Annotated in this window: 16 protein-coding genes and 1 pseudogene; 6 read left to right on the top strand and 11 right to left on the bottom strand. The window is 57.3% G+C overall.

The annotated features are described in order from the left end of the window. The first annotated feature begins 229 nt into the window (after nt 1–229). Nucleotides 230–1,252: an ABC transporter substrate-binding protein gene (locus ABIE13_RS25810; protein ID WP_354448878.1), complete on the top strand. Its 1,023-nt coding sequence runs from the start codon at nt 230–232 to the stop codon at nt 1,250–1,252. Between the two features lie 63 nt (nt 1,253–1,315). On the opposite strand, the gene ABIE13_RS25805 is transcribed toward ABIE13_RS25810, so the two are convergent. The 6 genes and pseudogenes from ABIE13_RS25805 to ABIE13_RS25780 all read right to left on the bottom strand — a co-directional run bounded on the left by ABIE13_RS25805 (nt 1,316) and on the right by ABIE13_RS25780 (nt 8,447). After that, nucleotides 1,316–2,959: a transglycosylase SLT domain-containing protein gene (locus tag ABIE13_RS25805; protein WP_354448876.1), complete on the bottom strand. Its 1,644-nt coding sequence runs from the start codon at nt 2,957–2,959 to the stop codon at nt 1,316–1,318. Continuing rightward, a complete protein-coding gene (gene gloB, locus ABIE13_RS25800) occupies nt 2,956–3,726 on the bottom strand; it encodes a hydroxyacylglutathione hydrolase (protein WP_354448874.1) in 771 nt (256 codons plus the stop codon). The genes ABIE13_RS25805 and gloB overlap by 4 nt, the downstream gene beginning before the upstream one ends. Nucleotides 3,727–3,974: 248 nt before the next feature. Continuing rightward, complete coding sequence (locus ABIE13_RS25795) at nt 3,975–5,069, bottom strand: acyltransferase family protein (RefSeq protein WP_354448872.1); 1,095 nt, start codon at nt 5,067–5,069, stop codon at nt 3,975–3,977. A 353-nt stretch (nt 5,070–5,422) separates the two neighbouring features. Continuing rightward, nucleotides 5,423–6,433: a sensor histidine kinase gene (locus ABIE13_RS25790; RefSeq protein ID WP_354448927.1), complete on the bottom strand. Its 1,011-nt coding sequence runs from the start codon at nt 6,431–6,433 to the stop codon at nt 5,423–5,425. Nucleotides 6,434–6,454: 21 nt separating this feature from the next. After that, nucleotides 6,455–7,468 (bottom strand): annotated as a pseudogene (locus ABIE13_RS25785) (GGDEF domain-containing protein); the annotation flags it as partial. Between the two features lie 178 nt (nt 7,469–7,646). Beyond that, nucleotides 7,647–8,447, bottom strand: a complete 801-nt coding sequence (locus ABIE13_RS25780) for a response regulator transcription factor (protein ID WP_354448870.1) — start codon at nt 8,445–8,447, stop codon at nt 7,647–7,649. Nucleotides 8,448–9,337: 890 nt separating this feature from the next. Between ABIE13_RS25780 and ABIE13_RS25775 the strand changes: the two genes are divergently transcribed. The 4 genes from ABIE13_RS25775 (at nt 9,338) to ABIE13_RS25760 (ending at nt 14,658) form a co-directional block, all read left to right on the top strand. Continuing rightward, nucleotides 9,338–11,518: a hypothetical protein gene (locus tag ABIE13_RS25775; protein WP_354448868.1), complete on the top strand. Its 2,181-nt coding sequence runs from the start codon at nt 9,338–9,340 to the stop codon at nt 11,516–11,518. 274 nt (nt 11,519–11,792) lie between these two features. After that, nucleotides 11,793–12,629, top strand: a complete 837-nt coding sequence (locus tag ABIE13_RS25770; RefSeq protein WP_354448925.1) for a class I SAM-dependent methyltransferase — start codon at nt 11,793–11,795, stop codon at nt 12,627–12,629. Then, nucleotides 12,626–13,063, top strand: a complete 438-nt coding sequence (gene rnhA, locus ABIE13_RS25765) for a ribonuclease HI (protein ID WP_354448866.1) — start codon at nt 12,626–12,628, stop codon at nt 13,061–13,063. Before ABIE13_RS25770 ends, rnhA begins: the two co-directional genes overlap by 4 nt. Before the next feature lie 149 nt (nt 13,064–13,212). Next, a complete protein-coding gene (locus tag ABIE13_RS25760; protein WP_354448865.1) occupies nt 13,213–14,658 on the top strand; it encodes a phenylacetate--CoA ligase family protein in 1,446 nt (481 codons plus the stop codon). Between the two features lie 211 nt (nt 14,659–14,869). Here the strand turns inward: ABIE13_RS25760 and ABIE13_RS25755 are convergent, their stop codons facing one another. The 3 genes from ABIE13_RS25755 to ABIE13_RS25745 form a co-directional block, all read right to left on the bottom strand. Next, entirely contained in the window at nt 14,870–16,093 is a 1,224-nt protein-coding gene (locus tag ABIE13_RS25755; protein ID WP_354448863.1) for an MFS transporter, read from the bottom strand. Nucleotides 16,094–16,156: 63 nt separating this feature from the next. Then, nucleotides 16,157–16,489 carry a thioredoxin family protein gene (locus ABIE13_RS25750; protein WP_354448861.1) on the bottom strand — a complete coding sequence of 111 codons (333 nt, stop codon included), beginning with the start codon at nt 16,487–16,489 and terminating at the stop codon, nt 16,157–16,159. Nucleotides 16,490–16,585: 96 nt separating this feature from the next. Beyond that, nucleotides 16,586–17,647 (bottom strand): quinone-dependent dihydroorotate dehydrogenase, encoded by a 1,062-nt coding sequence (locus ABIE13_RS25745; protein WP_354448859.1) that lies wholly within the window; start codon nt 17,645–17,647, stop codon nt 16,586–16,588. 42 nt (nt 17,648–17,689) lie between these two features. Here ABIE13_RS25745 and rpiA point away from each other — a divergent pair, with 42 nt between their 5' ends. Further along, nucleotides 17,690–18,382, top strand: coding sequence for a ribose-5-phosphate isomerase RpiA (gene rpiA / locus ABIE13_RS25740; protein WP_354448857.1), 693 nt, complete (start codon nt 17,690–17,692; stop codon nt 18,380–18,382). A gap of 52 nt (nt 18,383–18,434) precedes the next feature. Here the strand turns inward: rpiA and ABIE13_RS25735 are convergent, their stop codons facing one another. Together ABIE13_RS25735 and ABIE13_RS25730 are read right to left on the bottom strand one after the other, a co-directional pair. Further along, entirely contained in the window at nt 18,435–19,148 is a 714-nt protein-coding gene (locus ABIE13_RS25735) for a glutaredoxin family protein (protein WP_354448855.1), read from the bottom strand. 188 nt (nt 19,149–19,336) lie between these two features. Further along, nucleotides 19,337–21,367: a M3 family metallopeptidase gene (locus ABIE13_RS25730; RefSeq protein ID WP_354448853.1), complete on the bottom strand. Its 2,031-nt coding sequence runs from the start codon at nt 21,365–21,367 to the stop codon at nt 19,337–19,339. Nucleotides 21,368–21,796: the final 429 nt, after the last annotated feature.

Below are 21,796 nucleotides of genomic sequence, written 5' to 3'. Positions count from 1 at the left end.
CTTCAGTGCATTCGGATACATCTTTCACACGCTTCTGAATGTAATGTGTTCCGGGCGAATGAGTGCATCATCACTGGTCACAAGCCGCTATCAAGGAAAACCCGATCGGGGGCTTTACCGATGACGCCTGTGCCTTTGATGGGATACCTTTGGGAAGTAGTTATTTGACTTACCCATTGTGTCTATCTCACGCCCCGGCTCTGTCTTCGGAGAACAAAGGCGCCGTCTCTTGCTGACTGCGCCGGCTCTGCCATTGATCGCGGCTGGACACTCATGGGCGCAGACATCAGCTAGCAAGCCAGAGCGATCGGAAGTGACGTTGGCAGTCGGTGGCCGGACCGCCATTTATTACCTGCCTTTGACTATTGCAGAGCAACTTGGCTACTTCAAGGATGAAGGTCTGCACGTGGAATTGCAGGACCACGCATCAGATAGCCTGGCACTGCAATCCATGATCAAAGGATTCGCGAATGTCACGGCGGGAAGTTATGAGCATGTGGTAGATCTGCGCGCCCGTGGCTTCAATTGTCTGGCTTTTGTGTTCACGGGGAGAGCGCCGCAACAGGTTTTTGGTGTCTCCACGCGCACATTTGCCCAGTTCAAGGAGCCAGCACAATTGAAGGGCCGGCGCGTGGGAACGACAGACACCGATTCTGCGACGCACTGGTTTGCCAAATACCTGCTGGCGCGCGCAGGCATGCAACCTGGGGATGTGGAGTATGTCAGCGTCGGCAATTCGACTGCTGCCGCCATGGCGATCCGCGACGGCCGCATTGACGCCATCGCCAACATAGATCCTGTGATCAGCCTGCTGGAATTTCGAGGCGAGATTCGCGTTCTATGGGACACCCGCTCTCTGCGAGGCACGCATGATCTCTACGGCGGCCCCATGGGCTCTGGCTGCCTGTATGCGTCACAGGACTTCGTCGTACGTTACCCGCAGACCGTTCAAGCCCTGACCAACGCTGTCGTGCGCGCGTTGAAATGGCTCCAGACTGCTGGTCCCAGCGACATTGTGAAAGCCGTGCCGGAATCTTTCATGTACGGCGATCGTGCGGTCTACCTTGCTGCCCTGGGGAAGGCCAGGGAAGCCCTCTCGCCTGATGGGCTGGTCTCTGAAGATTGCGTGGAGACCACCCATCGCGTGATGGCGAAATACATGAGCACTCGATCCATGGTGCGACCTCCATCACCAGCGGCAACATTCAACAATGAATTTGCCCGGCGAGCCAAGCGCCGCTTTCAAGCTTGAATTTCAGGAGCGACTGGCAAACGGATGGGTTGCCCCCGCCAACTTCGGAGCCCTGACGGTGCATCACTTTGCTGTTTTCCGGGGTCGTGCTGTTGGGGCTGCTTTCTTGGTTGAACGAGCCGTTGCGGCAGGTGCAGCTTTGCTTGAGCGAGCGCGTGCAGAAGGCGCCGCTTTGTTGCTTGAACGCGCGCGCGCAGTGGAAGTGGCCTTGGTCCGCGCAGCGCTGTTGTTGGCGCGCCGCCCATGGCGCACGGCATCGGCGGCGGCGGATGCGCCCGCGCGAACGGGCAGGAACACGGTGATCGTCTGTCCGGCCTTGAGTCCGGCATTGGCGCTGGTGTTGTTCCACCCAGCGACGGTCGCAGCTGGCAGGTCATAGCGGGCAGCCAGGCGGGCAATCGAGTCGCCTTTGCGGGCGCGCACTGCGAAACGCTTGAGTACAACCTCTGGTGCATAGGCGACCTGAGCATTGTTCAATACATGGCTTGGAACGGCTTGGGGTGCACTATCGCCGCGGGGCACGAGCAAGGTGGAGCCCGCTCTGACCAACATGCCGGATGGGATTGCGTTGACAGCGCGAAACTCGGCTTCTTCCATACCAACACGCCGAGCAGCTTCGCCCGCAGAGATGTTGGAAGGGGCCACCCAAGCGGTCCACGATGCCAATTTGGCGGGGTCGTGGCTTTCCAGATTGCGTTTGAATTTTGACGCGTTCTCCCAGGGCAGCAGTATTTGCGGCGTACCCGTGGCGAAGATAATGGATTTGCGCTGTGAAGGGTTGAGCGCTTTGAAGTCTTCCACGCGCACTTCCGCCAATCTGGCTGCTACATCAATGTCGATGTCGCGGGTGATCTCCACGGTGTCGAAGAAGGGGTGGTTTTCGATCAGCGGCAACGCTGTACCGAACGACTCAGGCCGCGCCACGATGTTCTTGACCGCTTGCAGCTTGGGCACGTAATAACGTGTTTCGTTAGGCATCTTCAGATCGAGATACCCTGTGCCCAGGCCCGCGGCCTTGTTGCGTGCGATGGCGCGCCCAACGCTTCCTTCCCCCCAGTTGTAGGCAGCCAGAGCCAAATGCCAGTCGCCAAACATGTTGTAGAGCTTTTGAAGGTAATCCAACGCCGCGCGCGTAGACCCCAGCACGTCGCGTCTGTCATCTCGGAAAAGATTTTGCTGCAGATCGAAATCACGCCCGGTGGCCGGCATGAACTGCCACATGCCTGCTGCTTTGGCACTTGAAACAGCCTGAGGGTTGAAGGCCGACTCAATATAAGGCAAGAGCGCCAGTTCGGTCGGCATGCCACGCAGTTCCAGCTCTTCCACGATATGGAAAAGATACATGCGTGAGCGCTCGGTCATGCGCTGGAGATAGTCGGGTCGGGTGACGTAGTACTGCTCGCGATTCTCAACGAGATCTGTATCCAGATCTGGCATGGCGAAACCGCGGCGAATGCGCTCCCAAAGATCGGCTGGTGGTTGGAGTTCAGCGACCGCCTGTGAGTGCAATTCACTTACAGGGACAGGAGGCATGTCTCCGGCTACGGGAGCCTGGCGACGCATGGATACCACTGGGCGCTCATTGACGGGCGTCGCGTCTGTCGAGGGCATCCCAGAAGCGGGGTCCGAAGCGGGGTTTGTGCCGGGTGCCGCGCAGCCAGCCAACCAGACGCTTGCGGCCAACGCCGCCACATGAAACCATTTCATCTGAAATTATTCTTCCATTCGCGAAGCGCGGCAAATACCGCGACTTCGTCGGTTGTGGTGGCCGCGTGAGCCTGCACGGCTTGCGTGATGGCAGTTTCGCGGCTGCGGAGAAAGGGATTGATTGCGCGCTCGACGCCTATGGACGAAGGCAGTGTGGGTGTGCCTGCTGCGCGCAACGCTTCGCATTTTTGATAATACTCTGCCAGCACCTCATTGCCCGGCTCGACCGCACTGGCAAAACGCAGATTGGCCATGGTGTATTCGTGGGCGCAGCAGACCCGCGTAGCCGATGGCAACGCAGCCAGCGAATCCAGCGATGCCAGCATCTGTGCCGGCGTACCTTCGAAAAGCCGCCCGCACCCGCCTGAAAAAAGCGTGTCTCCGCAAAACAGGAGCGGGGCGCCATTCATCTCATCTGCAAAGTAGGCAATATGACCGGCCGTGTGGCCGGGCACGTCCATGACCCGAAACGACATGCCCAAAGCCTGCACCTCATCGCCATCTGAAACCGGTACAAAGGGCTCAGGGATGCGCTCACGCGCTGGTCCGTAGACGACTGCCCCGGTGGCTTCCCGCAACGCCGCTACACCCCCCACGTGATCCGCATGGTGGTGCGTGACGAGGATGGCGGCAAGTTGCAGCTTGTTCTGCCTGAGCGCTGCAGACACAGGCTCCGCATCACCTGGATCCACCACCAGTGCGCGGACGCCGTCATGCAGCAGCCACAGGTAGTTATCGCTGAAAGCGGGCAGGGCGAGCAAATTCATAACCGACGGATTATAAAAAGCTGATGAAGTCAGCGATCAGGTGTTTTTCGTAAGCAGGTGAATTAATGCAGCCCGCCTCGAATCATTTGCCAGGCAGGTCTTTCGCAAAGCCATCCACACAAGACGATAGGCGAGCGAAGGAATTGCCCCCGAGTCGACGCAAAGGTCGGGGGTAGGGTAGATGATTAGTGGGGTAAGGTGAGGTGGGGTGAGGTTAGCTCGATCACTGTCTATGATCGAGAAAAGCCTCAAGCGTTCACTGTAGTTGGCTTTACTTTACGTTCGGTGGCCGAACCATCGCGCTTTTTCAGAGCCCAGCGCTCGACGGTATAGTAAGACAGCGCTGCCAGGGCAAGCGATATGACAGTGCCCGCCACCACCACGGTCGGCCAGCTGTAGTCAGCTCGCAGATAGCGCACGACTGGGTAATGCCAAAGGTAGACACCGTAAGACAGTTGGCCCAATCGCACGAGTGCGGGGGCACTCAGCATGTCGGCCACCAGGCCGTTTTGCCGAACTTGCGGTAGCACCGCTACAAGCACCACCACCGTGGCCAGTTCCACGACGGTCATGCCCCATAGAAGGGCGTTGTAGTCGTCCCAGGCCAGAGCCATCAGCAGCGGAATTGAAAGGGGCAGCCAGAGCGCATAACGCATTCTTCTGGCGAGAGATTGAATGAACCCCGGTTTTTCTATCACCAGCGCGGCAAGCAGAGCGCCTGCCAACAAGCCTGAGGCACGTGTGTCGAACCGGAAGAAGATGGCGTAGAACGCTTGTTCTTGGCCGACCCAGAAAACGCGCCACAACGTCGCAGCCACCCACAGCGCGGCAAGCGGTTTCCAGACCGAGCCTGTCGACTGGGCACCCGAATTGGCTCTTCGCAGAAAAAACACCAGGAGCACCGGCCATACCAGGTAGAAGTGTTCTTCCACCGATAACGACCACATGTGCAGCAAGGTGCCCGGTCGGTCGAAAAATGCAATGCCGTAATCTGCCAGATACAGGGCTGACCACACGACGTCAGAGTAGACATCGTCCAGATCTGGCCACAGCAGGGGCGCTGCCAACGCATAAACGCCCAGGAACAGCAGGAGCGCAGGCATCAACCGATAGAAGCGGCGGCGGTAGAAGCGCCAAAAATCCAACTGTCCGTGGGCTTTCCACTCCATGAGCAGCAAGGATGTAATCAAAAAGCCGCTCAATACAAAAAACAGATCCACTCCGAAGAACGCACCATCGAACAAAGGTACATGGGCGTGAGAGAGGATGACGAGCAAAATCGCCAATCCGCGCAATCCATCAAGCGCGGGGTTGTAGCGCAAACTAAATTCTTTGATCTCCAAACCTGAACGCCTCGCTTCTGAAAGTGTGGAGCGCTCAATGGCCTGCGTCCACAACTGAACAAAGCAACCCTCTAAGGCTTGCCCGGGAGAACTCTGCAAAATCGACCTGAGAAGACGTGCGGCTTCGACAAAGCTGCAAAGCAACTGACGGCATCTCATCGGCCGGGCGGCAAACGTCTTGAACCAGCCTCTGCCAGCGATGCCGATCACTGCAATTCTTCATACTTGAACGGTTCGACATTCAAGCGGCTTTGCAGAGTGAGCCTTTAGTATTGAGCCCAGTCGACCGCGTCCCGTAACAGAAAGTTGAATCCAGTGAGCACACGCAAGTCACAGCGCTCACAGGAACAATTTCAGACAGTTGATTGACCTCTGCTGGTCAGTGCCAGCTCTTCTATCGCCGTGAAGTCAAATTGCTCTAGCAGCCCGCGCAAGTGGGTCATGAACGGTGTTGGAGCGGATCCTTCGGAATGGAGCTCTATCCAGCGTTCAATGTCCGTAAGCCGCCCGAGAAGCGCCAAGGTAGCGAGCTCATCCAGAGCCTGATCGTCCAATTCGGCACCTGAATACTGGGAATTCTCGCCTCGACGCGCAGGGGGGTCTATCTGTCGCTGCCGAGCGCTGGACCAGTTTGAGTCAGATGGGTCGACTATGGGCGCCGAGAGCACGAATGAGAATGTGGTTCCCTGCTCGGCAATGCTGGTGACGCTCAGGGTGCCCCCCATGGCCGAGACTATGCGCTGGGCAATGAACAGGCCCAATCCCGTGCTTCCACTTGCCGACTGAATATGTTGGAAGGCGCCGAAGATATCGGCATTCTTGTTCAGGTCAATGCCTATACCTGTGTCGCTCACAGCAAAGTGCAGGGCGCACGTCTTGTCTTGCGACTGAGCAGTCACCGACAGGGTAACGACACCATCGCGCGTAAATTTGGCTGCATTGGAGAGCAGGTTGAGCAGAACCTGCTGTAAACGCTTCCCGTCCAGGATCACTTGCCTAGGCAGGCGGTCAGAAGGTCGGTAACTGAAACGGTTGCTTTGCTGAGAGCACAGGGCTATTGCATACTCGGAAATCTCGTCCAGCAGACGTGGCAAATCGGTTGTGCCGGGCTGCACAGTGAGCGGCTGTAACTCAGCCTTGGCGTACTCCAGGAGCTCGTCAATCAGGTCGAGCTGATACTTCACGCTTCGCTGGATAGTCTCCAGAATTTTGTGCTGTTTTTCGTCTGCATTGGCAAGCAGTAGAGCAGAGTACCCACTTATGGTGGCAAGCGGCGCGCGCAAGTCATGGCCGATGTACCCTAGAACTTCAACTTTCTGCCGGTCCTTGGTTTTGGCGTCGGTGAGTGCTGCACTGAGATCCATATTCAATGCGGAAGTGCGGAGCGCTGCATTCCTCTCTTCCTGGCGTCGCATGAAAAACTGCCGTGCGGCTTGACTCGACAGCACTATCAAGGCTACGCCGAGTGCAGCCACCAAGGCACCCGTGATCAGGTGCTGCCTGCGCATGGGGAGCAATTCGTCCAGCGGGGCTAGCGTAAGCAACTGGTACTGTGTGTTGGATAACGGCTGGCGCTGCAGCAGATACGCTTTGCCGTTGATAAGCCATTGGCCCGGATGGCTCTCATCGGGTAAGGCCTGGATATCCATGGGGGCTCCAGGATCCTCATCATCTTCAGAAACACTGATGAGCTCCGGTGGAAGCAGCGCGGCCACGTTTCTCAGCACAAACGGCGCGGAAGATGTGGTCGTCACGCGTCCCTGGCGGTTCACGATCATGGAAATATGCCTCCCCGTCAAAAAAAGCGCCATTTCCGGTGCGTCAAATTTCACGGTGACCGATCCCTGCGCAACGTCGTTCGCGTCGTCTATTCGGCTGGAGACAAAATACGAGTGGCTTTTGTTCAAACGGGCAATACCGAAAGAATGCCCGTTGCCCGTTCGCAATGCGTCCATCAGGTACGGCCTTCCTGAATAGATCATTCCTACGATGCTGTCGGACTGGTTCCAGTTACTGGCCGTGACCGTGTCGTCCGACAGGTTGTTCATATAGATGCGTGCGTAGCGCAGATCGGTGGACAGCGCATTCATAAAGTCACCAACTTTGCGCACCAGCGGGTCACTTGTGAACTGCGCCGCACGTTCTTCTCGAGTCAACTTTGCCAACTCAGGTGGATCTGTTTGGTAGGCGGTTGCGAGTTGAATGACCTGCGCTTGACTGGCCACCATATTGGCCACGCTGAACATCTCTGTGAAGAGCCTGTCCACAACACGCGCGGTGGTTTGAGCTTCGTACTCGGTGCTGGCAGTCAAGCTGTCCAGCCAGGCGTGTTCGATTTGTTGTGATATCCACCAACCCAGGCCTGCTACCAGGGCCAACCAGAGTGCGATCAGTCCCATGGTGACCTGGCGTATCACCCTCGGCAAATGCCCGGGGTTGCGAGCAGATGGTGACGCAAAGCCGGCGGTGCTGTTCTCGCTGGCGAGAGACTGTTCCAAACGGCTTTCCTTTCGGACTGAGGGGCTTGTAGGGGGCTGCTTATTTCAGGGCGTCAAGGCATGGCTACCCAAGCGTCTGCTAGACAGGCTTTGTGGGGATGATTCCTCGCAGTATGTTGGGGTTAATTTGTGATTCATTCCTGAATTGAGTCGGAGATTTTTTCCAGAATTTTTTAAATTCGGTAGAAAAATTGGCAGGATTTGGATAACCAACTTCTATGGCAATTTCGGCAATTGTCAATGTACTTTGGCCGAGCATGAGCGCAGCTCTGCGCATGCGCTCCTGGCGTATGAACTCAAATACAGAAGTCCCATCGCTGGTTTCGAATAAAGCGTTCAGTCGTCGCATCGGAACTTGCATGCTGGACGCGACATCCGAGCTCTTCAGTGAAGGCTCGTGGATGTGGCTGAAAATATATTCAGACGCTATTTGTCTTAAGAGCAAGTTCGTGGGCAGTGACGCTGTTGGCGTTTTGCCCTCTAAAACTATATTTTTTTCGGCGGTGTCTGGCGGGAGTGTTGATTTTCTTTGAGAGAGCGAAAGGTGAATGCGTGTTCGCTCCAATATCTCGTCGACATGAAATGGCTTGCAAATATAGTCTACCGCACCCGCGCGGAGCCCCGCCAACCGTTCATCTTGGTTAATTAATGCGGATATGAAAATGATAGGAATATCCTGAGTCGCGGGATTTCCTTTTAGCAACCGGGCAATGGTGATGCCATTGCGCCCAGGCATACGTACATCCAAAAAAATAAGGTCAGGAAGCAACACCGTTGCTCTGGCGTATCCCTGGTCCCCATTGAGCGCGACGCTGACCCGGTACGAGGCATTGCGCAGTGCTGCCACTAATAGACGAAGCTGATCAGGATCATCGTCCATTATTAGTATGTGCGGAGACTGTACTTCGCTATTGCTCATAGGCACACCGGGGGTTATTGCATTTTTACGGTTCGCGATTGTCACATATCCGCGATGAAGTCTGTTTGTTTTTTTGCACTTTTGTTTGTTTTCATTGGTAAAAAGCAAAAGTTCTGAGCTACTTGGTTGGATTTTTAGGTGGTTCCTTAACCTTGATTTAAATGTGGTTTTTGTGGAAAACCCCTGGAACGTGGCTTATCTGCGAGGGAAGTCAAGGTTTAAAGTCTCGTCCGAAAGTGTTTGAACAAAGTTACATAAAGATTTTTTCGAAATTTCTTTTCAATAGGATGAATTGCAAATGAAATTGAAGAAAAGCAAACAATCTGAAGGTGATATTTCTGTATAACTCTTTGAATTTTTGCGCATACGGATTGAGGATTTCTTCGTGCCATTGGGAGATGGGCGAACCACAATGCCCAGAGCACGGAGGATGCGGGGCGGATAGTGAGCAATGGGCCTGGCAGCTGAAGCGGCTAGGCAGTGAGCCGGAGGCCGCATCTTGAGGTGTTGTGCGGATTTGACAGGCAACCGTACGGATTGGTGTTTTTGTTGGACTGAGGGGTCGCGTGCTATCTGACTGAAATTCAGAATGCATCTTATGATGCCTCCGCACGTGTATTGTCCGCCGTTTTTAGCTTTAAGTTGATATAAAAATACCGTGAGCGCCGACAAAAAATAATCTGAATTTTGTATTGAAAATAAAAATATAAATGAGTAAATAGGAGAAGGATTGTGGCTGGTCTAAGAGATTTTTTATTAACATAAGCTATTTTTAGCGGTTGATGATGCGCCATTACGCCACTAAAGCGTTTATTTGCTGTTAATTATTATTAATATCTAGAGGGTAACTTATGAAGCTTGTTTCACCGTCTATCCGGCGCACTGCTTTTCAGCGTGCGGTTCGGAAAGGATCGTTAATTTCCATAGTGTTGATGGGCATGTGCACTCTAGGTAGTGTGCAAGCGGCTCAGCTAACCTGTGGTCCTGCAAGCACGCCCTTGCGCATCAGTACGGCCAAGGCCACCTGGTCCACTGACGCGCGCTATGTCAGTGCGCCAACGGGCGCTGCCGCCACCATCGTGGACAATTACAAATGGCGTGGCTGGTTCAACAAAACTACCGCCGTTCATCCAAGCAGCGCGGGAGCTCTGGCTGGGCAGCCAGTGCAAGGCGATTGGTTGTCATTTGGTGACGCGCAATATCCCACTAGCGCTGGTGGAAACACAGGTACCGGCCCTTATCCTGCTGTGATTACGGACGGCGTGGTAGCCAACGGGGCGCTGGTGGCGCGGCGTGTGTCCTTCACGTACAACGAAAAAATCACCATTCCCAGTAACGTTGATCTATCCACCATCAAACTCATTGGTTCGGGTGGATTTGACGATAGCACGCTGTTGTTGGTCAAACCCGACAACATCCCTTCCGGCGCTAATACCAATAATTGGATTAACACCTCCGCATCGTTTGCTAACTTTGGCAGCCCTTCGCTCATCAACGTGAATGGCGCCAACACCGGCATGGGTTTCTACTATGGTGACAACACCATTGGTTTTGCGGTTGTGAACACTGGCTACGCGCCCACGACCAGCGCGGACAACCCCACCGGTCTCTTCGCGGATTTCCAGATTACGGCTGACTGCCTCCCTGAGCTGCCGCCCGCACCGACGCCTGCAACTACCGCGTTGAGCTGCCCAGTGGGCAAGCTGCCAGGTGATGAATTTGAAATCGGTCCCTTCACGACCAATGCTCGCGACTGGAGTTGGACATGGCGCACCAGGGAGCTCGCCCCTCGGGAAATTGAAGAAGTCACGCAACCTCTGTTCGACGATTACAAGTACCGCAGCTATTTCAATCCGAGGACCTTGCCTGCTCCGCAGGCACCTACTGTAGCCCGCTGGATCAGCCCGGGCACGACAAGTCCTGGCGCAGGCGACCTTCCTGGTGTGCCCTATCCTAAAGCCACTGGCCAGGCCAAGGCCTTCTGGTACGGCTCTGTCTTCACGATGAATCATCCGATTACGGTGAGCGACAACGTGGATCTCGACAGCATCAAGCTCAAAGGCCGCTTCGGGTTTGATGATACGGGCGACAGCGTGTTTGTACAGCCTGCAGGAAAGCCGGCGTACAGGCCTTTTGCACCGAATCTCTTGCAAGACGGCTACGGTGGTTTCACAAGCCAAACCACGCCGGCGATTCCCGGCTTTGAAGTAGGTTCGAACACTATTGGTTTGGTGCTTGACGGTGGGCAGTTTGAAAATGACTGCTCGACTGGCGTTTGTGCCTTGGCGGCCATTGCAGACTTCACGGTCGTGGCCAAATGCCAGGAGCCGCCACCAGTGGATCCCGAACAGCAGACCATCAACTTCCGCCAACCCAACCCTGGGGTGTATTCGGCAATGAACGGGTCGACGGTTGCATGGGGTCCAACTCCGCCACTCTTTAGCACGGCCAACCTCCCTGTCACCTACACGAGCACTACTCCGTCGGTTTGCACAGTGAACGCCAGCACCGGAGTGGTAACCTTGGTCAGCCCCGCCGTGGCAGGTAACTGCACGATAGAGGCCAATGCCGCTGCGGGCACACGTACGATTGACGGTATTGAGTACAACGTTGCAGCAGCCCCGCCTGTTCAGCGCACTATGCAGATCACGCTTCTGAAGGACCAGCTCATCACTTTCCTCGACCAGGAGGGCCGCGATGTGGCAGATGGCGCTTTTGCCATTGATCCAGCTGCTGTTTCTTCGTCCGGGCTTCCTGTGACCTACACCAGCCTGACCCCCACAATCTGCGCGGTTTCGGGCGGCACCGTGACTCCTTACCGGGCGGGTACGTGCACCATTGCCGCAGATCAGCCTGGAAACCAGGAATACGCAGCCGCGACAAGGGTGTCCCGCTCCATCGCCTTGACGGGTTCTGTGCCTGCCATTGTTGCCCCGGTGCCTACGTTGGAAGTAGCTGGCCTGGGCTTGCTGGGGCTGCTGAGTGCCGGCATGGGTGCCTTGGCGCTGCGCCGTCGCAAACGCGCCGAGTGATGGACCGATAGGCCCGCTGCTTAGTTCGCCAAGCGCGACTCGCTGAACCGCGTTGCCTCCATAAAGGGGGCAACGCGGTTTTTCTTTGTGCCACGCCCTAGAATGCATGCGCGGTTCAATCAAGCTTTTCACAGGAAAGTGGGCTTCTGGAGCCGATCACGTGGATCAATCAGGCATCTGCTGATGGCCCCCAAGCTGGATGCCGCAGAATGCGAAGACATCATCAATCAGTTAGTAATTTCCTCTGTTGCCCGAAAAAATCGCCATGAATGGCTTGCATGACTGGTTCCAAACACCGCCCGGCCAATACCTTCTGGCTTGGGAGCAAGCGCGGTTCGACGAAGCCTTGACGGATGTTTTCGGCTATCACGCATTGCAGTTGGGACTCATTGATATAGATGCCCTGCATGCCAACCGCATGCCGCATCGGTGGCTGGCGGTAGAGTCTTCTGCTATAGGAGGAGCGACGCAAGCTTTCCCCGCCATAGGCTCTGGGCCAGTGCCCCGCACGCCTCCTGTCCCATCAGAGCCATCAGCGTATCCCCGGTGGGCCATGGTGGCTGATGCCACAGCCCTGCCTTTTGCGGAAAACAGCCTTGACCTGGTGGTGCTGCCACACACCTTGGAGTTGAGCCGCGATCCTCACGCGGCTTTGCGAGAGGTTCAGCGCGTGCTCGTGCACGAAGGCAAGGTGGCCATCACAGGGCTCAATCCCGCCAGCCTGTGGGGGTTTCGGCAGCATCGCGAAAGGTTTTACGGCCGCTTTGGCCACGAGCGGCTCTACCTGCCAGACGCCGGGCAGTTCATAGGCCATTGGCGCTTGCGCGATTGGCTGCGATTGCTTGAGTTCGACCTGGAATCGATCAGCTTTGGCTGCTATCTTCCTGCCGTGCGGGGTGCTGGCACACTAGCGCGCTTTCGATGGATGGAAAAGCTGGGCCAGCGTTGGTGGCCCATTTTTGGTGCGGGTTACTTCATCATGGCAGTCAAGCGTACCCAGGGCGCCAAACTCGTAGGGCAGCACTGGAAGAAAACGCCTGCCGTGGTGGGCGCGCCGGTCTCCATAGCCAATCGCTCCCCTGCACCCACACTTACGGAAAAGAGACCTTGAATAAGATAGAAGTTTTCACTGATGGCGCCTGTAAGGGCAATCCGGGTCCTGGAGGCTGGGGCGCATTGCTACGCTCGGGCAGCCATGAAAAAGAATTGTTTGGCGGCGAAGCGCTGACAACCAATAACCGCATGGAGTTGACCGCCGTGATTGAAGGGCTGAGCGCCCTCAAGCGCCCCTGTCACGTCGATTTATATCTTGACAGCCAATATGTCCGCCAAGGAATCACCGAGTGGATTCATGGCTGGAAAGCCAAGGGATGGCGCACTTCGACCAAGCAGCCCGTCAAGAATGCGGATCTCTGGCAGAAGCTTGACGCCGTGGTGAGCACCAGTGGGCATCAGATTCAATGGCACTGGGTCAAGGGTCACGCCGGCCATGAGGGCAATGAACGCGCCGACTCCTTGGCCAATCGAGGGGTTCCGAAAAGATAGGCTGAGGTGCGAGACGATGACCGCCGTGCTTCTCCGAGTTCGCAAATAACCTCCCTCCAGCATGAAAAATTGCCACAAATCAACGCAATGGGCGTGATTGGAGGCAAGATAGCGCTGGAGATGCGGGGAACTGACTTGGAGACGAATGAATGCATCATCACCGCACCGTTGTAAAAACAAGGCCCAGGCCCGTCTTTGACCCGCTGCATTTGCAGGCTGTGACGCTCGATGTCATGGCAGGTAGCCACGCGCCCTCATCATTGATGGCTGTGCGCCAGCAGCAGAGGCTTGCACGCCTTGTGGAGGTGGCCTATGCAGACTCTGCTTTGTACCGGGAGCGGCTGGGAAAGAGCTCCTTGCGACAAAGCGACTGGTTGCGTCTAGCGCCGGTGTCCCGCGCCGAGCTGATGGATCGGTTTTCCGAATGGGTGACCGATCCCGAACTCAATCTGCAGGAATTGCGGGCTTTTACTGCTGACCCGCAGCGCGTAGGTGAACCCTGGCTTGGCAAATACATGGTGTGGGAAAGCTCCGGCACCAGTGGCAGACCAGGCATCTTTGTGCAGGATTCGCAGGCCATGGCGGTCTACGACGCACTCGAAGCGGTGCGCCACCGGCCACCCGGGGGCCGCAAGAGCATGTTTGGTGCGTTTGCACCTCTTGACTTCATGGGGCTGCAAGACCGCTATGCGCTGGTAACCGCGACCGGAGGACATTTCGCCAGTGTGTGCTGCCTTGATCGCCTGCGCAGCATCAATCCGTGGATAGAGGCGAATGCCTGCAGCTTCAGCATTCAGCAGTCCGCAGACAAGTTGGTGCAGCAGCTCAATGATTACGCGCCCATCGTGTTGGCGACCTACCCCAGTGCTGCGGCCCTGCTGGCAGAAGAAGCTGAACAGGGCAGACTGCAAGTGCGGCCCCGATGCATCATGACGGGAGGGGAAGCGTTGAGCTCGGCGACGCGGGCACGCATCTCCAAGGCCTTTGGGGCACCCGTCAGGAACAGCTACGGTACTTCAGAATTTCTGCCCATGGCGTGGGAGTGCGCCAAGGGAAGCTTGCATTTGAACGAGGACTGGGTACTTTTGGAGCCGGTAGATGAGCGCTACCGCCCGGTCCCGCTCGGCGAGCTGTCACATTCGGTTTTGCTGACCAATCTCGCCAACCATGTTCAACCGCTGATCCGTTACGATCTTGGAGATCAGGTGAGCATTCAGAAAGAGCGTTGCACCTGCGGCTCTTCACTGCCCGTGATCCAGGTACAGGGCCGCTGCGACGATACGATGCGCGTGCCAGGACATCAGCGGGGCCAGATGGTCAGCTTGCTTCCTTTGGCCTTGTGTACAGTGATCGAAGAGGAGTGCGGCGTCTTCGATTTTCAACTGGAGCAGCGTGCGCCGGGTACCTTGGTGGTTCGTTTAAATTTGGAGGGGCCAGAAGGTCTCGCGGCATTGGAGCGCTGCAAGATTGCCTTGAAGGCCTTTGCCATCTCGCAGGGCGCCAAACCCATCAGGGTAACGGGCGAACTCGGATGCGCTGTTCCCCGTGGCCGTAGTGGCAAAGCCTGCCGCGTGTTGCTGAGCGACAGGGCCTGATGAGAAGGCTAAGACCATCCAGGCAGTAATGCGACTTGAGGATGGCGATCGGTGGACAGAAAGACCAAGCTCCGGGACTCAGTCATGGCGTCATGAACACGTCATCCGTTGGCGATGGCTTCTTTTAGGGCCGACATCAGTGCGTGGCAAGTCATGGCTCGTCCGGTTTTGACAACTTGTCGATGCCCGGACGATGCGGCTCAGGTGGGCATCAGCCACTGACCGCTGCGCGCGGGGTATTCAATTTTTTCTCGCGTATGGGCAGGTTCAGGATTGCCGCGAGAAGCGCCAGTGCGATGTCTGCCTGCCACATGAGGTCATAGTTTCCAAGTTCAGTGATGGCAACACCGCCCAGCCAGGCGCCCAGGAACCCACCAACCTGATGGCTAAGGAGTGTGAGCCCGAAAAGCGTGCCCAAATAGCGCACTCCAAACAGCTTGCCCACCAGCCCTGCCGTGGGAGGCACGGTAGCCAGCCAGGTCAAACCCAGACCTACAGCAAAGACATAAAAGACCCATGGCTCTCGCGGCATCATCAAATACCAAAGAATAAGAACCGCGCGCGAGCCATACATGATCGCGAGAATCATCTTGCTGCGGTACTGTCCGACCAGATGGCCCACTACCAGGCTGCCCACGATATTGGACAAGCCAATCAGGGCCAGGGACCAACTGGCCACGGAAGGCGGAAGTCCACAGAGATTCACTTCGGTTGGCAAGTGAGTGACCAAAAATGCAATGTGAAAGCCGCAGGTGAAGAAGCCGGCATGCAGCAGCAGGTAGCTGCGGTCCGACAGCGCGGTTTTCAGCGCTTGCTTCAAGCCTTGGTCGCCGCGGGTACGTGCAACCTGGGGCGCCGGCCCGCCTTTGGTCACTCTGCCGATAAGGGGCAAGGCGGCCAAGACGATCACCGCCAGGGACCACATGGCGCCCATCCAGCCCACCATCTGAATCAGTTTCTGAGCCACAGGTGCAAATACAAATTGTCCGAATGACCCGCCGGCATTGATGACGCCAGATGCGGTGCCTCGTGCTTCTGGTGTCAGTCGCTGGGCGGCGGCACCAATCAGCACGGAAAAGCTGCCCGCCCCGGCGCCCATGGCGACCAGTACGCCCAGGGAGATGGTCAAGCCCATACCGGAATTCATGAAGGGGGCCAAGGCACACCCCAGTGCCAGTATCAGAATGCCTGCCAGCAGTACGGGCTTGGGCCCCCAGCGATCAGCTGCGGCACCTGCGAAGGGCTGGACTGCGCCCCAAACAAATTGCCCGATCGCCATGGCAAAACTGATGGTCGCAATGCCCAGGCCGGTTGAAGTGTTGAGAGGTCCCACAAACAAGCCCAGCGATTGCCGGGTGCCCATCGTGATCATCATGATGCCGGCCGCAGCCAGCGTAATGCCCAGCACATGCGGGCCTTTGAGAGTTCGGAACATGGAGCGGCTGGTGACGTAGGCGGACGCAGTGGGATTGGCGTCAATGCGCCGGAGAAAGGATGGTTATGGCGCTATGAGTCGCAGGGCGTCGCGAATCTCGTCTGCTTTCGTGGGGCGTACCAGTTGCGCCAGGGGTTTTCCGTCCCGCAGAAACACCAGCGTAGGCCAGAGCTTGACCTTGAAACTGCGCCCCAGCGGCCGGCCCGGGCCGTCTTCCACCTTGATATGTTGCACGAGAGGAAAATCCCCTGCGGCTTGCTCTATCAGAGGTTGGGCACCGCGGCAAAAGCCGCACCAACCGGTGCCAAATTCCAGCAAGACGGGGCCTTTCATGGCCTCGATGTCGGCAGGCGACGGAGTCAGGATCTCGGGCACGAAGCTGGATGTGTAAGCCATGGTCCTATTGTCCCAGTTGTTCCATTTCCTTGCAGGCGAGCGCCGAACACCGGTTAGGTGTTGGATTCGTTCCTGATCTGGCCTCAAGCCGAAGCTTCAGGAACGTGCCAAGGTTTTCGCTACTTCGGAGACCAGTGCAGGACCTTTGTAGATCAGGCCGGTGTAGATCTGCACGACATTGGCACCCGCTTCCATCTTGGATGCCGCATCAGCGGCGCTCAGAATGCCCCCCACTCCAATGATTGGAAAATCCTTGCCCAAGGCGGTCCGCAGCGCTCGCACGACCCGATTACTGGCTTCGAGCACCGGGCTGCCAGAAAGGCCACCTGCTTCTTCAGCATGGGCCATGCCTTTGACCGCGTCGCGAGAAAGCGTCGTGTTGGTGGCGATGACCCCATCCATGGCATGGCGCAGCAGCGCGTCTGCAATCGCCTGAACCTGTGCTTGTTCCAGGTCCGGCGCAATCTTGAGAAAGAGCGGCACACGCTTGCCATGTTGGTCGGCCAGTTCGGTCTGGCGTGATTTGAGCGCCGCAAGCAAGGCATCCAGCGCTGCGTCGCTTTGCAGGTCGCGCAGGTTTTTGGTGTTGGGGCTGGAGATGTTCACCGTGACGTAGTCGGCATAGGGGTACACACCGGCAAGACACGTGAGGTAATCGTCATTGGCCTTCTCAATGGGGGTGGCGGCGTTCTTGCCGATATTCAAGCCCAGGATCATGCGGCCTGGCCCGGGGTTGACGTCTCGCTGGGACTGAAACCGGGAGTTTCGAACATTGAGGACAAAGGCATCCAGTCCGGCATTGTTGAATCCCAGCCGGTTGATCAAGGCATTCGCCTGCGGCAAGCGGAACATGCGTGGCTTCGGATTGCCGGGCTGAGCCAGGGGGGTGACCGTGCCCACCTCGACGAAACCAAAACCCATGGACGCAAAGGCATCTATGGCGCGTGCATTCTTGTCCAGTCCGGCCGCCAGCCCCACCCGGTTGGGAAAGTGCAAACCTGCGAGGGTGACCGGATCATTCACCCGGCCATTGCACCAGGCCCATGAGAGCGGTGTTCCTTGCGTGCGCGCCAGGGCGTCCAAGGTCAGGTCATGGGCCGTTTCGGGGTCCAGATTGAAAAGAAATGGGCGGGCTAAGCCGTAAGGGAGCAGCGGCATTGGATAATTCTTCTTTGCAAGTAATTTAGGGAATTGTCGCAAATGCCTACACCCTCTGCTCCCACCCAGGACGAACTCAAGGCTCTGGTCGGTCAAGCTGCACTGCAATATGTGGTGCCCGGACAGATCGTTGGCGTGGGTACAGGCTCCACCGTCAACAAGTTCATTGACGCGCTGGCCACGATGAAAGACCAGATTCCCGGTGCGGTTTCCAGCTCAGAAGCTTCCACTGCTCGCCTCAAGGCATTGGGCATTCCGGTGCTCGATTCTTCCGAAGTCGAAGAGATTTCGGTCTATATCGACGGCGCTGACGAGATCGACCCCCGTGGATGCATGATCAAAGGTGGCGGCGCCGCGTTGACCCGGGAAAAAATCGTTGCCGCGCAATCGCGCCGATTTGTGTGCATTGCGGACGAATCGAAACTGGTGGATGCTTTAGGCGCTTTCCCGCTGCCGGTGGAGATCATCCCCATGTCTGCCCAGCGCATCGTCAGGCAATTTGCCGCGTTGGGAGGGCAGGCCAGCTTGCGAATGAAGGACGGCTCGCCTTTGGTGACCGACAACGGTCAGCACATTCTCGACGTCACCGGCCTGCGCATCGGCGATCCGCTGGCGTTTGAGTCAGCCGTGAACCAGTGGCCCGGCGTGGTGACTGTGGGCGTATTTGCCCACCAGAAGGCTGCGGTCTGCTTGCTCGGAACTGCGAACGGTGTTCGGACGCTGAGTTTCGACTAGAGCCGCCGATCGCCGACGCTCCTTACCCCTCGTCCCTGACACGCCCTCAGAATCAAAACCTGATGCCCGATGGATTGGCTGGCGACGGCTGAGGGGCGACTTCAGGGGCACTGGGCGACTGTTCAGCGCTCGGCTCAGACGCTGCGGGTAGCGCGCCCGATGACGCGCCCGGAGACACAGGCCGCACCTGCACAGGCACCAAGGGGGTCACGGCAGGCCGACGGTAGCTCGCCGGCAATTGCGATGTCTTTGGATAGCCTGCGGCATCCAGGTACTGGCTCCAGTCTGAATCGGAAAAGCCTCTGAGCTGTTGGCCACCAATGGTGAGCTGCGGCATGCTGTTTTCATTGTTGCCGGTGGCCCGGTGCAAGGCGGCCAGATCGTCGCTGGTCGAGATGGTTTTTTCCGTAAAAGGAACCCCTCGATTGATAAGCAAATTGCGCCCACTGTTGCACGGAACACACTCTGCAGACGTGTAAAGCGTCACCGGATAGCGCTGCGCGGTCTGCCTGAGTTCAAAAGGCAGTGCGGCATCACCGGCTGGCGCGCCTGCTGTGGTCGAAGATGTTCCCCCTGTAGCCGAGCTGCCCGTTGTGCCCGTGGCAGGAGCGCGGTTATTGGGCGCGTTCGAGGCAGGCGGCTTGTCTGAATAGGTGACGCGACCGTCAGGCCCTACCGACCGGTAGAGCTGCTGGGCTTGCGCAACGTGGCCCACAAGCAGTGCGGCAAGGACGGCAGCGAGGCAATGAGCGGGCAAGAAACGCATGTAAGACGGGATCAATCCAGGAAAAACCACAAACCCCCTGACCGCGCCTGTTGGGCGGGCACCCGTAAAAGCAGGCACCCACGGGGCATGACAGGGCCGACTTCGCTAACGCGAAGAGCCGTTATCTGGCGATGATGGCATTCATTTCACGTTTTTCCCAGCAATAACCTAGCGCATTCGTCCTGTTTTCAAGCCATGCCTTGATGTCGTAGTAGGGCGTCCATGCTGGGCTCACGGCCACGGAACGCCTTGAACGACTCCATCGCGGGGCGGCTGCCACCGGCTTCCAGGATTTCACGGCGGTACTTACGCCCGGTCTCCACGCTGGGCGTTCCGTCTGCAGAAGCCGTTTCCTCGAATGCAGCATAGGCATCTGCAGAAAGAACCTCTGCCCACTTGTAGCTGTAATAGCCTGCGGCGTATCCGCCGGCAAAGATGTGGCTGAAGGTCTGTGCGGTACGGGCAAAGGGCGGCGGCACCGTGACAGCCACCTCCTGGCGGACGGCATCCAGCATGGGCTGGAAGTCCTGCTGGGGATCATGTTCGGTGTGCAGCAGCATGTCGAACAGCGAAAACTCGATCTGGCGTACGGTCTGCATGCCGGCCTGGTAGTTCTTGGCTGCGGTCATCTTGTCAAAAAGCTCGCGCGGCAAAGGCTGGCCGGTGTCTACATGGGCCGTCATGTGTTTGAGCACATCCCATTCCCAGCAGAAGTTTTCCATGAACTGGCTGGGCAGCTCCACCGCATCCCATTCCACGCCGCTGATGCCGGAAACGTCATGCTCGCTGACCTGTGTCAGCATATGGTGCAGACCGTGCCCGAATTCATGGAACAAGGTGGTCACATCATCGTGCGTGAGCAGCGGCGGTTTGCCGTCAACCCCTTCGGCGAAATTGCACACCAGTTGTGCCACTGGCGTTTGCAACTGCCCTGTGTCCGGGCGCAACCAGCGGGCGCGCACATCGTCCATCCAGGCGCCACCGCGCTTGCCCGCGCGAGCGCCGGGGTCCAGGTAGAACTGACCCAGCAGGCTGCCGTCGCGTTCGATGCGATAGAACTCCACTGAAGGGTGCCAGACAGGCGCGCTGTCGCGGCGTATGGCCACCTCAAAGAGCGTCTCGACAATCTTGAACAATCCCTGCAGCACCTTGGGTGCCTGGAAGTATTGTTTGACCTCTTGCTCGCTGAAGGCGTAGCGGGCTTCCTTGAGCTTCTCGCCAATGTAGGGCCAATCCCAGCTCTGCGGATCTGGCAATTGCAGACTGTCTTTGGCAAAAGCGCGCAGATCAGCCACGTCGCGCTCTGCGAAGGGCTTGGCCTTGACTGCCAGTTCACGCAGGAAGTCGACCACCTCTTTAGGTGAGTCAGCCATCTTGGCAGCTACGGAGACTTCGCCAAAATTAGCGTAACCCAGCAACTGGGCTTCTTCGCGACGCAACGCCAGGATTTCGCGGATCAAAGGGGCATTGTCGAATTTCTTGGCGTCGCCTTCGGCCTGGTCTGAGGCGCGGGTGGCATAGGCACGGTACAGGCGTTCACGCAGAGTGCGGTCTTGCGCAAATTGCATCACGGGCAGGTAGCTGGGCAGTTTGAGGGTCAGTTTGTAACCCGTTTTGCCATCGGCCTCGGCCGCTGCGCGGGCAGCTGCTTTGACATCGTCAGGCACTCCAACCACTTCCGCCTCGCTCGCGTAGTAGGCATAGGCATCCGTGGCGTCCAGGGCGTTCTCACTGAATTTCTGGCTGAGCGCGGCCATGCGTTCCTGAATCTCCGCATAGCGCTCTTTGGCCGCCCCTTGCAGCTCCGCCCCGCCCAAAACGAAGTTGCGCAGCGCGTTCTTGAGTGCCTGCCGTTGCTCAGTATTGAGTGCAGAGGGATTGAGCGCCTTGTACTTGGCGTACAGACGCTCGTCAGAGCCCAGCCGCGTCCAGAACTCAGTGATCTTGGGGAGCTCAGCGTTGTACGCAGCCCGCAACTCAGGCGTATCTGCCACGGCATTCAAGTGACCCACCACGCCCCAGGCACGGCCCAGGCGCTCAGTCACCACGTCCAGCGTACGCGCCAGGGTATCCCAGTCGGCGGGTAAATCCGGCGCTACGGTCGCTTCCAGCGCAGCTTCGGATTCAGCCAGCAACTGATCCACCGCCGGTGCAATGTGCTCAGGGCGGATCTGATCGAACAGGGGGAGGTCGGTGAAGTCAAGAAGAGGATTTGCCATGGCGAATTAGCTGGGGGCGGATGGGGAAAAGTAAACAGGCTGGTGTGGATGGTATCCGCTCGTAGTTCATTGGGGCGTTAGAAGGGTGGCAAGCCTCAGGGTGCTCTGCGAAGCCAGCGTACCTGCTGGAGCAGAAATTCGCAGCATCAAAGCAGGAAAAAAGTAGCTAAAAAGTAATCTATAAACTATGGGCAGTTTGTTGCACATGCCTCGCTGCTGTGGGGCTTATCGAGTGCTCGTCTCCCTTGGCGAGAGGCTTGGGCGGGGCGCAGGCCAACCGGCGAAGGCAAGCAGCGTCAACTTAAACCCGGTTTATGGATGTGTTGAAGTCTGATTGATTCATTCTTTGGAATTGATATTTCAGACCATGCCTGCATGCACTATTGGATTGTTTGTTGATTTAAATGTCCTTGGTTATTTAGCCAGACC

Origin of the sequence: Ottowia thiooxydans, assembly GCF_040548795.1 — a bacterium.
Lineage (GTDB): Bacteria > Pseudomonadota > Gammaproteobacteria > Burkholderiales > Burkholderiaceae_C > Ottowia > Ottowia thiooxydans_A.
Note: the sequence above shows the minus strand (reverse complement) of the source record. Positions and strands in the feature narration are given on the sequence as shown.